Origin of the sequence: Streptomyces sp. NPDC088554, assembly GCF_044752945.1 — a bacterium.
In the GTDB taxonomy this organism is placed as follows: domain Bacteria; phylum Actinomycetota; class Actinomycetes; order Streptomycetales; family Streptomycetaceae; genus Streptomyces.
Map to the genome: position 1 here is coordinate 1 of NZ_JBIVMF010000056.1, position 15402 is coordinate 15402.

General features: G+C 73.1%; 2 protein-coding genes. Both read right to left on the reverse strand.

All coding sequences use genetic code 11. From position 1 onward, the window contains the following. Window positions 1–7700: SDR family NAD(P)-dependent oxidoreductase (locus ACIP8W_RS31195; protein WP_402205750.1), on the reverse strand; the 7700-nt coding region annotated here is incomplete at its 3' end. Between the two features lie 67 nt (window positions 7701–7767). Further along, on the reverse strand, window positions 7768–15297 hold the full coding sequence (locus tag ACIP8W_RS31200; protein WP_402205752.1) for an SDR family NAD(P)-dependent oxidoreductase: 7530 nt from the start codon (window positions 15295–15297) through the stop codon (window positions 7768–7770). Window positions 15298–15402: the final 105 nt, after the last annotated feature.

Consider the following 15402-nt stretch of genomic DNA (forward strand, 5'->3'; position numbering starts at 1 on the left):
GGGGCCGGAGCCTGTTCCAGGATGACGTGCGCGTTCGTACCACTGATCCCGAACGACGACACACCGGCGCGGCGCGGGCGGCCGGTCTCGGGCCACGGCGTTTCTTCGGTGAGCAGCGACAACGCGCCCGCGCTCCAGTCGACCTGGGCGCTGGGTTCGTCGGCGTGCAAGGTCCGCGGGAGCGCGCCATGGCGCATGGCCAGCACCATCTTGATGATGCCGGCGACACCGGCCGCGGCCTGGGTGTGGCCGATGTTGGACTTCACCGATCCCAGCAACACCGGCTGTCCTGCGGGCCGGTCCTGGCCGTACGTGGCCAGCAGCGCCTGCGCCTCGATGGGATCGCCCAGCCGGGTGCCGGTACCGTGCGCCTCCACCACGTCCACTTCAGAGGCGGCCAACCGGGCGTCGGCGAGGGCATCCCGGATGACGCGCTGCTGCGAGGGGCCGTTGGGTGCGGTGAGGCCGTTGGAGGCACCGTCCTGATTGATCGCCGAGCCACGGACGACCGCCAGCACCGGATGTCCGAGCCGCTCGGCGTCGGACAGCCGCTCGACCAGCAGCAGCCCCACTCCTTCGGCCATACCCATGCCGTCAGCGGCGGCGGAGAACGCCTTGCACCGGCCGTCGGCCGCGAGGCCGCGTTGGCGGCTGAACGCGATCAGTCCGCCCGGTGTGGACATCACGGTGGCTCCGCCGGCGAGCGCCATGGAGACCTCTCCCGACCGCAGCGCCTGAACGGCCAGGTGCAGTGCGACCAGGGACGACGAACACGCCGTGTCCACCGTGACCGCGGGGCCTTCCAGGCCGAAGGTGTAGGCGAGGCGGCCGGAGACGATGCTCGTCGAGTTGCCCGTCATCAGGTGGCCTTCGAGGCCGTCCGGCGCGTCGTGCGGGTTGCCGCCGTAGCTGGAGGGCAGGGCGCCGACGTAGACACCGGTACGGCTGCCGCGCAGGGTCCGCAGGTCGATGCCCGCTCGTTCGAACGTCTCCCACGAGGTCTCCAGCAACAGCCGCTGCTGCGGATCCATCGCCAGCGCCTCACGCGGTGAGATCCCGAACAGGGAGGCGTCGAAGTCTCCCACGTCGTGCAGGAATCCGCCGTGACGGACGTAGGAGGTGCCGGGGTGGTCGGGGTCGGGGTGGTAGAGCCCGGCCAGGTCCCAGCCCCGGTCGGCGGGCAGTCCGCCGATGGCGTCGCCGCCGGTGGCCAGCAGCTCCCACAGCTCCTCCGGAGAGCCGGTTCCGCCGGGGAGGCGGCAGCTCATGGCGATGATGGCCAGCGGTTCGCCGGTCTCGGTGGCCGTCGTGACCAGGGCGCCGGCCGGAGTGTCGGTGGTGCCGAGCAGCGCGTCGCGCAGGTGGGCGGCGAGCTGTTCCGGTGTGGGGTGGTCGAAGACCAGTGTCGCGGGCAGCCTCAGTCCGGTGGCGGCGCCGAGGCGGTTGCGCAGTTCGACGGCGGTCAGCGAATCGAAGCCGAGGTCGCGGAAGGCGCGCCCGAGGCCGACGGCGGTCGCGGACCCGTGGCCGAGGACGGTGGCGGCGTGGTCGCGTACGAGATCGTTCACGATCCGGTCGCGTTCGGCCTCCGGGGCGCCGGCCAGGCGGCGGGCCAGGGCGTCGCCGACGCCCCCCGGGGCGACGGCACCGGTGGCGGTCCTGCGGGCCGGGGCGGTGCGGACGAGACCGCTCAGGAGGGCGGGCAGGCTGCCGGACCGGGCCTGGCGGTGCAGGGCGGCCCGGTCCAGGGGCATGGGCACCAGCAGGGTCTGCCCGGTGGTCAGCGCGGCGTCGAAGAGCGACAGGCCGTGCGCGGAGTCCAGTGCGGCGACGCCGGTGCGGGACAGACGGCCGACGTCGGTCGCGTCGAGGTGACCGGTCAGACCGCTGCGCTGCGCCCACAGGCCCCAGGCGAGCGAGGTGGCGGGCAGGCCGAGGGAGCGGCGGTGCTGGGCGAGTGCGTCGAGGAAGGCGTTGGCGGCCGCGTAGTTGCCCTGTCCGGCGTTGCCGAACACCCCGGCGGCGGAGGAGAAGAGCACGAACGCGGCCAGGTCATGGCCGGCGGTCAGTTCGTGCAGGTTCCAGGCGGCGTCGGCCTTGGGGCGCAGTACGGCATCGAGGCGTCCGGGGGTGAGGGCGGACAGCACCCCGTCGTCCAGGGCGCCGGCGGTGTGGACGACGGCGGTGAGCGGGTGGTCGACGGGGATGCCGTCCAGTACGGCGCGCAGCCGGTCGCGGTCGGCGGTGTCGCAGGCCAGGAGTGTGGCGTCGGCTCCGGCCGCGGCGAGGTCTGCCAGCAGTGGGCCGGCGCCCGGTGCCTCGTGGCCGGAGCGGCTGACGAGCAGCAGTCGTCGTACGCCGTGCTCGGCGACCAGGTGGCGGGTGACGAGCGTACCGAGCGTACCGGTGGCGCCGGTGACCAGGACCGTGCCCTCGGTGTCGAGGACGGTCGGCACGGTCAGCACGATCTTGCCGACGTGCCGGGCCTGCTGCATGTGGCGGAATGCCTCCGGGGCCCGGCGCAGGTCCCAGCCCCGGCACGGCAGCGGGCACAGCGTCCCGTCCTCGATGAGGGCGAAGACCTCTTCCAGCATCCCCCGGAGCCGTTGGTCGCCGCTCTCCCTCAGGTCGAAGGAGCGGTAGCGCACTCCGGGGTGGTCGGCGGCGATCCGCTCCGGGTCGCGTCGGTCGGTCTTTCCCATTTCGACGAACCGGCCGCCGTGGGGCAGCAGTCGCAGTGAGGCGTCCACGAACTCCCCGGCGAGGGAGTCGAGTACGACGTCGACGGCGGGGAACTTCGCGGCGAAGACGGTGTCGCGGGAGGAGGCGATGTGGTCGTCGTCCAGGCCGAGTTCGCGCAGGGTGTCCCACTTGGCGGGGCTCGCCGTGGCGTACACCTCGGCGCCCAGGTGCCGGGCGATCCGGACGGCTGCCATGCCGACGCCGCCGGCGGCCGCGTGGACCAACACCTTCTCGCCGGGGGCGAGGGCGGCCAGGTCGACGAGGCCGTACCAGGCTGTCAGGAAGGCAAGCGGGACCGAAGCGGCCTGCTCCCACGACCAACTGTCCGGTATCCGGGCGACCTTGAGTGAGTCGATGACCGCGACGGGCCCGAACCCGCCGGCGAGGATGCCGGCGACCCGGTCGCCCACGGCCAGGTCGGTGGCGCCGGGGCCGACCTCGATGACGCGGCCGGAGCCTTCGCTGCCGAGCAGGTCCGGGTCGGGGTACATGCCGAGGGCGATGAGGACATCGCGGAAGTTGACGCCGCAGGCGCGTACGGCGATCCGTACCTGTCCTTCCGTCAGGGGGGCGGTGGCGGCCGGCCAGGGGACGAGGGTCAGGTGGTCGAGGGTGCCGGGGGTCTGCACGGCCAGTCGCCAGGCGGTGGTGCCGGCCGGTACGGGCAGTGTCGTGTCGGTGGCGGCCGGGGCCAGCCGGGGTACGCGTGCCTCGCCCAGCCGGAGTGTCGCCTGTGGTTCGCCGGTCGCCACCAGCGCGGGCAGCGCCTGCCAGGAGGCGGGGTGCCCGTCGGTGTCGACCAGGACGAGCCGGTCGGGGTTCTCGGCCTGGGCGGTGCGCAGCAGACCGGTCAGCGCTGCCGCCACCGGGTCGGTGTCCTGCCAGTCGTCGGCCGGGCAGGCGTTCCGGGTGACCACGACGAGGCGGGTGCCGGCGAGGCGGTCGTCGGCCAGCCAGTCCTGGATGTCGCGCAGGGCGCGGGCCAGGACGGTACGGGCCGCCTGCGGGGCCGGGGTGTCGGGGGTGGGCCAGCAGGTGAGGACGACGGGCGGGACAGGTACGAGGGCGGCGAGGGCGTCGCGGTCCGGGCAGTGGGGCAGGTTCAGCGCCGGGGCGAGGTCCGGGCCGTCGGCGCCGAGCACCGCCCAGTGGGCGGCGGACGCGTCGGACGGCAGGTCGCGCGGGGTGAAGGCCACCCGGTAGAGGTCGGACGGGGTGCCGGTGGCCGGCTGGTCCGTGGTGAGCGGCCGCAGCGCGAGGGCCGCCACGGCGGCGACGGGGGCACCGGCCGGGTCGGTGAGTGTGACGGTCAGTGTGTCGTCGCCGGTACGTGCGAGGCGGATCCGCAGCGCCCGCGCGCCCACGGCGGACAGTGTGACGCCGGTCCAGGAGAACGGCATCCGGGGCCCGGGGAGTTCGCCGTCCCCGTCGGGGAAATCGGCGAAGGCGGCCGCGTGCAGCGCGGCGTCGAGCAGCGCGGGGTGCAGTCCGTAGCGGGTGGCCTGGTCGCTGTGCCCGTCGGGCAGTTCGGCTTCGGCGTACACCTCGTCGCCGAGCCGCCATGCGGCGCGCAGGCCCTGGAAGGCGGGGCCGTAGCCATAGCCGGCCTCGGCGAGCCGGGGGTACAGGTCGCCGATGTCCAGCGGTGTGGCACCGGCGGGCGGCCACTGCCCCGGTCCGGGTGCGCCGGGGGCGTCGGCCGGACGGGGGGCGACGGCGAGGAATCCGGTGGCGTGCAGCGTCCAGTCGGTCTGCTCTTCCTGTTCCGCGTCCCCGTCGGTGGTTTCGGGGCGGGCGTGTACGGTCAGGGCGCGTCGGCCGGTGACGGCGTCGGATGCGGCGACGCGTACCTGGACACGTACGGGGTCGTCGTCGAGGACCACCAGGGGCGTGTGCAGGGTGAGTTCGTCAAGAAGATGACAGCCTGTCAGATCACCTGCACGAAGGGCGAGTTCGACGAAGGCGGTGCCGGGCAGCAGGACGGTGCCGGTCACCGCGTGGTCCGCCAGCCACGGCAGGGCGCGGGTCGACAGGCGGCCGGTGACGATCAGCCCGTCGCCGTCGGCGAGGCTCATCGCGGCGGCCAGCAGCGGGTGTTCGACGGTGGCGAGGCCCAGCCCGGTGGCGTCGGTGAGCCCGCCCTCCGGGGTCTGGAGCCAGTAGTGCTCCCGCTGGAACGCGTAGGTGGGCAGCTCGATCCGGCGTGCGCCGTTGAACAGCGGGCCCCAGTCGAGCGGCGCGCCGTGGGCGTACGCCTCGGCCAGTGACCGCGTGAAGCGGTCCGGGCCGCCTTCACCGCGGCGCAGCGAGCCGAGGGCGACGGCGGAGCCACCGGTGGCGTCGATCGTCTCCTGGAGGCCGACGGCGAGCACCGGATGCGGGCCGGTTTCGACGAACACACCGATGTTCTGGGCCAGCAGCGCCCGTGTCGCCTGGTCGAACCGGACGGTCTCGCGCAGGTTGCGGTACCAGTATGCGGCGTCCAGTCCTTCGGTGGCGAGGCGTTCGCCGGTGACCGTCGAGTAGAAGGGCACCTGGGCGGTCCGGGGGGCGACCGGGCGGAGCTGGGTGAGGAGTTCTTCGCGGAGTGCCTCGACGTGGGCGGAGTGGGACGCGTAGTCCACCGCGACCTTCCTGGCCCTGACGCCTGCCTCGGTCAGTTCCTGGAACAGGCTCTCCAGGGCATCGGCGTCGCCGGAGACCACGAGGGAGCCGGGGCCGTTCACCGCCGCGACCGACAGCTGTCCCGTCCGGGCGGCCAGATAGGGGGCGACGTCCTCCTCCGACAGCGGAACGGACAGCATGCCGCCCTTGCCGGACAGGGCACGCAGGGCCTTGCTGCGCAGCGCGACCACACGCGCCGAGTCGTCCAGGGACAGCGCGCCGGCCACGTAGGCCGCCGCGATCTCACCCTGGGAGTGCCCGACCACGGCGCTCGGCCGTACCCCGTGGGAACGCCACAGCTCGGCCAGCGAGATCATGATCGCCCACAGCACCGGCTGGACCACGTCGACGCGGTCGAGCCGGGGTGCGTCGGGGGCGCCGCGCAGTACGTCGTGGAGGGACCAGTCGACGTAGGGGGAGAGCGCGTCCGCGCACGCCTGCATCTGCCGGGCGAACTCCGTTGAGGTGTCCAGCAGTTCGCGCCCCATGCCCTCCCACTGGGCCCCCTGGCCGGGGAAGACGAACGCGACCCTGCCCCGGCCCCGGACGCTGCCGTGGACCACCGACGGGTCGGTGCCGCCGTCGGCCAGGGCCGCCAGGCCGCGGAGCAGGCTGTCGCGGTCGGTGCCCAGGACGATGGCGCGCTGCTCGAACGCGGCACGTGTGGCCGCCAGGGAATGGCCGATGCCCGCCGGATGCGCGTCGGCGCCTCCCGAGGTCAGGTGGTGTCGCAGCCGCCGGGCCTGGTCCCGCAGGGCCTGGGGGTTCTTCGCCGACAGCGGCCAGGCCGTCAGCGGGGGGCCGGAGCCTTCCGCCGCGGCCTGCCCGCCCTCGGCCGATTCGTCCGCCGCGGGCCCGGTGGTCGTACGTTCCGCCGGGGCGGCGCCGGCAGGAGCGGCGCCCTCGGTCGCCGGGGGCTGTTCGAGGATGACGTGTGCGTTGGTGCCGCTCACACCGAAGGCCGACACACCGGCCCGGCGGGGCCGGTCCGCCTCCGGCCAGGACCGGGCCTCGGTCAGCAGCTCCACCGCCCCCGCCGACCAGTCCACTTCCGGCGTGGGCTCGTCCACATGCAGTGTCCTCGGCACCACACCGTGGCGCATCGCCATCACCATCTTGATCACACCGCCCACTCCGGCGGCGGCCTGGGTGTGACCGATGTTCGACTTCAACGACCCCAGCCACAGCGGCCGTTCCTCGGGCCGGTCCTGCCCGTACGTGGCCAGCAGCGCCTGCGCCTCGATCGGATCGCCCAGCTTCGTACCCGTACCGTGCGCCTCCACCACATCCACCTCGGCGGGGATCAGCCGCGCGTTGGCCAGCGCCTGCCGGATCACCCGCTGCTGCGACGGGCCGTTGGGCGCGGTGAGCCGGCTGCTGGCACCGTCCTGGTTGACGGCGCTGCCGCGGACGACGGCCAGGACCGGGTGACCGTTGCGCTGTGCCTCGGACAGCCGCTCCAGCAGCAGCATGCCCACGCCCTCGCCCCAGCCCGTACCGTCCGCGGAGGCCGAGAACGCCTTGCACCGGCCGTCCGCGGCCAGTCCTCGCTGCCGGCTGTACTCGACGAACACCGAGGGGGTGGACATGATCGCGACACCGCCCGCGAGGGCCAGGGTGGACTCGCCCTGCCGCAGCGACTGGCAGGCCAGGTGCAGGGCCACCAGCGACGACGAGCACGCCGTGTCCACGGTGACCGCGGGGCCTTCCAGGCCGAAGGTGTAGGCCACCCTGCCCGACGCGATACTGCCCGCGCTGCCGTTGCCGAGGTAGCCCTCGAACTCCTCCGGTACGGGGCGCATCCGGTGGGCGTAGTCCTGGTACATCACGCCCGCGAAGACGCCGGTGTGGCTGCCGCGCAGGGATGTCGGGTCGATGCCCGCGCGCTCGAACGCCTCCCAGGAGGTCTCCAGCAGCAGCCGCTGCTGCGGATCCATCGCCAGCGCCTCACGCGGTGAGATCCCGAAGAACTCCGCGTCGAACTCGGCGGCGTCGTGCAGGAAGCCACCCCGGGTGGTGTATGTCGTGCCGGGGCGGTCCGGATCGGCGTCGTACAGGCGCTCGGTGTCCCACCCTCGTTCCGCCGGGAACGACGTGATGCCGTCGCCACCGTCGGCCACCATGCGCCACAGGTCGTCCGGGGAGCGCACCTCGCCCGGGTAGCGGCAGCTCATCCCGATGATCGCGACGGGTTCCTGCTGCCGGTCCTCGACCTCGCGAAGACGTCGGCGGACCTGGCGGAGATCGGTGGTGGCCCGCTTGAGGTAGTCGACGAGCTTCTCTTCGTTTTCCATGCGGGGTCTGTTCCTTAGGCAGTGGTGTCAGGGGGACGGTGCGGTCACCGGAGTCCGGCTCCTGGCGTCAGCGGTCGTCGAGTTCCTCGTCGAGGAGGGCGAAGAGTTCGTCGACGCTCGCCGATTCGATCGCGGCGTCGTCGGCCTGCCTCTTCGGGGTGTCGGCCACGGTGTCGAAGTACGCGAGGAGTTTCCGCAGCCGGACGGCGGTCTCGTCCCGTGAGCCGTCGTCGAAGCGCCCCGCGGACACCGCGGCCTCCAGCCGCTCCAGTTCCGCGGACACCAGGGGCCGAGGTGCCGGCCCGGCCGGCACCAGCCGCTCCCCGATGTGCCCGGCCAGCAGCACCGGCGAGGGATAGTCGAAGACCAGCGTGGCGGAGAGCCGGATACCGAGGACACCGCCGATCCGGTTGCGCAGCTCCACCGCGGCCAGAGAGTCCACACCGACTTCGAGGAAGCCTCGCCCGGGGTCGACCATGCCGGCGCCGGAATGGCCCAGGACGGCCGCGGTGTGCGCGCAGACGAAGTCCAGCAACTCCTGATCCCGTTCGGCGTCGGTCAAGCCCGCGAGCCGGTCGAGGAGGGCGGGGCCCGAGCCTCCTGCGCCTCTGCCTCCGGTGTCGGCCTTGCGGCGATTCGGTACGCGGACCAGATCGCGGAGCAGCGCGGGCACTCTTCCGGTGACGGTGGCCTGCTGGCGCAGGGCGGCGAGGTCCAGCCTCACCGGCGCCAGCCAGGCTTCGGCACCGGTCAGACCGGCGTCCATCAGGGGGAGCGCCTCGTCGGCGGAGATCGGCAGTACGCCGGAACGGCTCATCCGGGCCAGATCCGCCTCGCCCAACTGCCCTGTCATACCGCTGGTTTGGTCCCACAGACCCCAGGACAGCGAGGTCGCCGCCAGACCGTCGGCCCGGCGCCTCGCCGCGAGCGCGTCGAGGAAGGCGTTGGCGGCGGCGTAGTTGCCCTGGCCCGCGCCGCCGAAGACACTCGCGGCGGAGGAGAACAGCGCGAACACCGACAGGCCCAGCTCCGCGGTCAGCTCGTGCAGGTGCCAGGCCGCGTCCGCCTTCGGCGCCAGGACCGTCGCCAGCCGCCGAGGGGTGAGCGAGCCGACCACACCGTCGTCCAGGACACCGGCCGCGTGGACGACACCGGCCAGCCGGTGCTTGTCGGGTATCCCCGCCAGTACGGCGGCCAGCGCCTCCCGGTCCGCCACATCGCAGGCCACCATCTGTGCGGTGGCACCCAACTCGCCGAGTTCCGAGACCAGTTCCGTCATGCCGGGGGCTTCCGAGCCGCGTCGGGCGGCCAGCAGCAGATGGCGTACGCCCCACTGGCGGACCACATGCCGGGCGACCACACCACCCAGCGCACCCGACGCGCCCGTGATCAACAACGTTCCCTCGGGATCCCATGCTGGTACCCCGTCAGTGGCTTCGGCCCGTGTCAGCCGCGGTACGAACACCCGGCCGCCCCGCACCGCGAGCTGTGGCTCGTCACCGGCCCCGACCACCCGGGACACCGCGTCCAGGTCATCGACGTCGAGCAGAACGATCCGGCCGGGCTGTTCGGACTGCGCCGTACGCACCAGACCCCACAGCGCCGCCGCCCCCAGGTCGGAGACGCTCTCCCCGGCATCCACCGCGACGGCGTGCCGGGTCACCATCACGAGCCGCGACTCGGCGAACCTCTGGTCCGCCAGCCATTCCTGGATCAGCTCCAGCCCCTCGGCGGTCACCGCACGGACACCGGCCGGAACCGACACCTCGGCATCGGCGGCGAACCGCGCCACCACCAGGCGCGGCACCGATCGGCCGGCGGAAACCGCCGAGCCGAGCGCGGCCAGGTCGGGCAGGATCTCGCCCCCCTTGCCCCGCGCCCAGCCATCACCGCGGTCAAGGGCCACCCACTCCCCCGAGCCCGCCGTGGCGAAGACTTCCGGAACCTGCCGCCATTCCACCCGGAACAACGACCGCCGCGCGCCCGCTCCCGCGACGATCCCGTCCACCGACACCGGCCGCAACACCAGCGAGTCGACCGATGCCACGGGCCGCCCGGCGCCGTCCGCGACCAGCAGCGCGACCTCGCTCGCCCCGGCGCCGGACACCCGTACCCGCAACGCGTCCGCGCCCGACGCGTACAGGCGCACTCCGTTCCAGGAGAACGGCAGCACCCCGGCACCCCCGGCGCCCACGAACTCCCCGAACCCGATCGCGTGCAACGCCGCGTCCAGCAAGGCCGGATGAAGACCGAACTGCCGGGCACCGTCACGTTGGGTGTCGTCCAGCGCGACTTCGGCGAACACCTCCGTGCCGCGCCGCCACACCGCCCGCAGCCCCTGGAACACCGGCCCGTAGCCGAAGCCGCCCTCCACCAACCGGTCGTACATCCCGTCGATGTCCACAGCTACCGCATCCCGCGGAGGCCACACGTCGAGTTCGTCGGTCCCGGCCTGCCCCGTCGTGGCGTCGGAGGTCAGCACACCGGTGGCGTGCCGGGTCCAGGGCTCGTCGTCGCCCGTCTCCGGCCGGGAGTACACCGTCACCGGACGGCCGCCCTGCCCGTCCGGGGCCCCGACGACCACCTGGACCCGCACCCCGCCACGCTCCGGAAGCACCAACGGCACCTCCAGTGTCAGTTCCTCGACGCGGTCCGCGCCCACCTGGTCCCCGGCGCGCAGAGCAAGCTCCACGAAGGCCGTTCCGGGGAACAACACCGCACCGTGGACCCGGTGATCCGCCAGCCACGGATGCGTCGTCAACGACAACCGCCCGGCAAGGAAAGCCCCGTCGCCCTCTGCCAGGCCCACCGCCGCGTCGAGCAAGGGGTGTTCCGCCGATCCCAGGCCAAGTCCCTTGAGATCAACCGCTGTTCGGACGGATGCATCCAGCCAGTATCGCTGGCGCTGGAAAGCATAGGTCGGCAGTTCCGTACGGCGCGGGCCGTAGGGCGCGTAGTACGCGGCCCAGTCCACCGGAACACCCCGCGCATGCGCCGCGCCCACCGCGCCGACCAGCGCCTCGGCCTCGTCGCGCCCAGCCCTCAGGGTGGGCAGGAACTCGGTGCCCCGTGCCTCGTCCCCGACCAGGCAGTCCCGCCCCAGCGCGGACAGCGCTCCGTCCGGGCCGATCTCCACAAACGTGGTCACGCCCTCGCGTCGCATGCACCGGACGGCGTCCAGGTAACGCACCGCCTGACGCACATGCCTCGTCCAGTACTCCGCCGACCGTATCTCCGCACCAGCCACCTCACCCGACACCGCGGAAACCACCGTCATACGCGGCTCGTGATACACCACCGCCTCGGCCACCCGGCGGAACGCGTCGAGCATCGGCTCCATCCGCGGCGAGTGGAACGCGTGCGACACCGTCAGCCGCTTCGTCCTACGACCCCGCCCACGAGCGATCTCCTGGACACGCAGCACCGCGTCCTCGTCTCCGGCCACCACCACCGACTCCGGACCGTTCACCGCCGCGATGTCCACCGCGCCGGGCGCCTCCGCCTCCAGCAGCTCCCTGGCCTCGGTCTCACCGACCTGCACCGCGAGCATCGCGCCACCGGTCGGCAGCGCCCGCATCAACCGGCCCCGCGCCACCACCAACGCACACGCGTCCGACAGCGACAGCACCCCTGCCACATGCGCCGCCGCGATCTCGCCGATGGAGTGGCCCGCCACCGCATCGGGCAGCACACTCCACGACTCCAGCAACCGGAACAACGCCACCTCGAACGCGAACAACGCCGGCTGCGTGAACTCCGTCCGGTCCAGAAGCGCGGCCTGATCCGAGCCCTCCCGCGCGAACACCACCTCGCCCAAAGGCCGTTCCAGCCGTACGTCCAGCTCCGCGACCACCTCGTCCCATGCCTCGGCGAAAGCGGGGAACGACTCCCGGAGCCTGCCTCCCATACCCAGCCGCTGCGAACCCTGCCCGGCGAACACGAACCCCGTACGCCCGCCCGTCGACGCGGCGCCGATCCGCACCCGGGAATCCTCACGCCCCTCGGCCAGCGCCTCCAGCCCCGCCCTGAGGTCGTCCGTCGTCCGTCCGATCACCACCGCGCGGTGCTCGAAGCGCGAACGGGCTGTCGCGAGGCCGTACCCGACATCGGCCGGACGCCACTGCCCACCCGTCGTCACCTGCGTGTGCAGGCGCCTGGCCTGCTCCCGTACGGCATCCGCGCTGCGGGCGGACACCACCCAGGGCGCCAGGACTCCGTCCGCCGGGGGAGCGACACCGTCCCCCTCCTCGGACGCCGGTTCGGCGGCGGCCTGTTCCAGGATGACGTGCGCGTTCGTACCACTGACACCGAAGCTGGAGACCGCGGCGCGGCGAACGTGATCGACCGCCGGCCAGGGACGACTCTCGGTGAGCAGCTCCACCGCTCCCGTCGACCAGTCCACCTCCGGTGTGGGCTCGTCCACGTGCAGTGTGGCCGGCAGTGTGCCGTGCCGCATCGCCATCACCGACTTGATGATCCCGGCAACCCCCGCAGCCGCCTGCGTGTGTCCGATGTTCGACTTCACCGACCCCAGCCACAACGGCCTTTCCTCCGGCCGGTCCTGACCGTACGTCGCCAACAGGGCCTGCGCCTCGATCGGATCGCCCAGCCTCGTACCCGTACCGTGCGCCTCCACCACATCCACCTCGGACGGCCGCAACCGCGCGTTCGCCAGCGCCTGACGGATCACCCGCTGCTGGGCGGGGCCGTTCGGCGCCGTCAAACCGTTCGAGGCGCCGTCCTGGTTGACCGCGCTGCCGCGTACGACCGCGAGCACCGGGTGGCCGTTGCGCTCGGCGTCCGACAGCCGCTCCAGCAACAGCATGCCCGCGCCCTCGCCCCAGCCGGTGCCGTCCGCCGAGGCCGAGAACGCCTTGCACCGGCCGTCCGGAGCGAGCCCGCGCTGCCGGCTGAACTCCACGAAGGCACCGGGGGTGGCCATCACCGTCGCCCCACCGGCGAGGGCCAGGGAGCACTCGCCCTGCCGCAGTGCCTGAGCGGCCAGGTGCAGGGCGACCAGCGACGCGGAGCACGCCGTGTCCACGGTCAACGCGGGCCCCTCCAGGCCGAAGGTGTAGGACAGCCGCCCGGAGAAGACACTGCCGGCGTTGCCGATACCGAGGTATCCCTCGAACTCGGCTGCCGCGCCCGAGGCGAGTGTCGCGTAGTCCTGGCCGTTGGTACCGGCGAAGACGCCGGTGGCACTGGATCGCAGGGTCGACGGGTCGATGCCGGCCCGTTCGAACGCCTCCCACGCCGTCTCCAGCAGCAGCCGCTGCTGCGGGTCCATCGCCGTGGCCTCACGCGGACCGATACCGAAGAACGCGGGGTCGAAATCGGCCGCGCCGTCGAGGAACGCGCCATGACGGGTGCTGCTCGTACCGGACCGTTCCCCGTCGGGGTCGAAGAGTGTGTCGATGTCCCAGCCCCGGTCGGTCGGGAAGGAGGTGATCGCGTCCCGGCCCCGGGAGACCAGGTCCCAGAGGTCTTCGGGGCTCTGGATACCGCCGGGGAAACGGCAGCTCATCCCGATGATCGCGATGGGCTCGTCCACCGCGGTGATCGCCAGCGGACCGGTGACCGCGGTCGAGGTGCCCAGCGCCTGGGAACCGATGTATTCGGCCAGCGCCTCGGGGGTGGGGTGGTCGAAGACCAGCGTGGCCGACAGGGCCAGGCCGGTGGCCGCGTTGAGACGGTTGCGCAGCTCCACCGCGGTGAGCGAGTCGAAGCCGATCTCCTTGAACGCCCGAGCCGGATCGATCGTCCGCGCCGAGGCATGCCCCAGCACACTCGCGACCTGACCGCAGATCAGCTCCAGCAGGACCGTCCGCTGTTCCGGTACGGGCAGGCCGGCCAGCCGGCTCGCCCAGGAGGACCGCTCGTCCTCTGCCGGGCCATGGGCGGCCGTCGGCAGCTGGGCCTGCGGCAGGCCGGTCAGCAACGGGCTGGGGCGGGACGCGGTGAACGCCGGGGCGAAGCGCCGCCAGTCCACGTCGGCGACCATCACGGCGGGGCGGCCCGCGGTCACGGCGCGGGCCATGGCGGTCAGAGCCACCTGCGATGCCATGGCCGGCCAGCCGTCACGGTCCAGCCGTTCGGCGACCGTGTCCTGGTCGGCCATGCCGCCCTCGGCCCACCGGCCCCACGCGAGCGAGACGGCGGGCAGCCCGAGGGCGTGCCGATGCTCGGCCAACGCGTCCAAGTAGGCGTTGGCAGCGGCGTAGTTGGCCTGTCCGGCGCTGCCCAGCACACCGGAAGCCGACGAGAACAGCACGAAGGCGTCCAGCTCCACTTCGCGTGTGGCCAGGTCCAGGTAGTGGGCGGCCTGCGCCTTGGCAGCCAGTACCTCGGCACAACGCCCGACCGACAACGAGGCCAGCACACCGTCGTCGAGCACGCCCGCGGCGTGGACCACCGCCGTCAGGTCACCCTCGTCGGCCAGCCCGGCCACCAACGCGGTCACGGCCTCCTGGTCACGCAGGTCGCAGGCGACCAGCTCCACCTGCGCCCCCGAGGCGGCCAGTTCCTCCCGCAGCACCCGCGCCCCGGGGGCATCGGGGCCGCGGCGGCCGACCAGGACCAACCGTTCGGCTCCACGAGCGGCCAGCCAACGGGCCACATGCCCACCGACCGCACCCGTACCACCGGTCACCAGAACCGTGCCCGACGGGGTCCACTCCTCCGGGTCGCCGGTGGCGGTGTCCTGGACCAGCCTCCGGGCGAGGACACCGGCCGTGCGCAGCGCGATCTGGTCCTCGCCGCCGGGCGGCCGGCCGGTGGCCAGTACCCGGACCAGCCGACGCACGGTGCGGGAATCGACCTGCTCGGGGAGATCGACCAGGCCACCCCAGTGGTCCGGATGCTCCAGGGCCGCGACCCGGCCGAGCCCCCAGACCTGGGCCTGGACCGGGTTGTCCGGCCGGCCCGTCGTGCCCGCCGCCACCGCGCCCTGCGTCAGGCACCACAGCGGCGCGGCCACTCCGGCGTCGCCCAGCGCCTGGACGGCCGACAGGGTCAGGGCCAGCCCGTGCGGAACAGCAGGGTGGTGCGGATCCATGCCCTCGGCCAGGGCCAGGAGCGATACCACTGCGTGCACCCGCCCGGGGGAGAGCCCGTCGAGCCGACCGGTGATCTGCTCGGCCAGGGCGCATCGGGCCTGGTCAAAGTCGGGGCGGCCGAGGTCAGCGGTGACGACATCGGCGCCGTGTTCTGCCAGGGCATCGGCGAGGGAACGGACAAGGGACGCCGCCGCCCCGGAGCCTGCCGGGGCGAGCAGCAGCCAGGTGCCGGTGAGTGACGTCGCGGCGGGCTCGGGCAGCGCGTTCCAGGTCACCCGGTAGCGCCAGGAGTCCGCCAACGAGGTCTGCCCGGCCCGGCGGCGCCAGGAGGACAGCACGGGCAGCACATCCGCCAGCCGCGCTTCCCCGTCCAGGCCCCGACCTGTGCCGAGGGCGGAGAGGTCGCCCTGCTCCACCGCCTTCCAGAAAGCGGTGTCCACCTCGTCCCGGCCCCCGCCCTCGCGCTGCCGGCCAACTGTCCCCGCCGACCCCTCCAGCCAGTAGCGGGAACGCTGGAAGGCATACGTCGGCAACTCCACACGCCGCACAGACCCCCCCGCGAAGAACACCCCCCACTCCACCGGAAAACCACCCACGAACAACTCACCCAACGCCGACACCAACGCGACAGGCTCAGCCCGGCC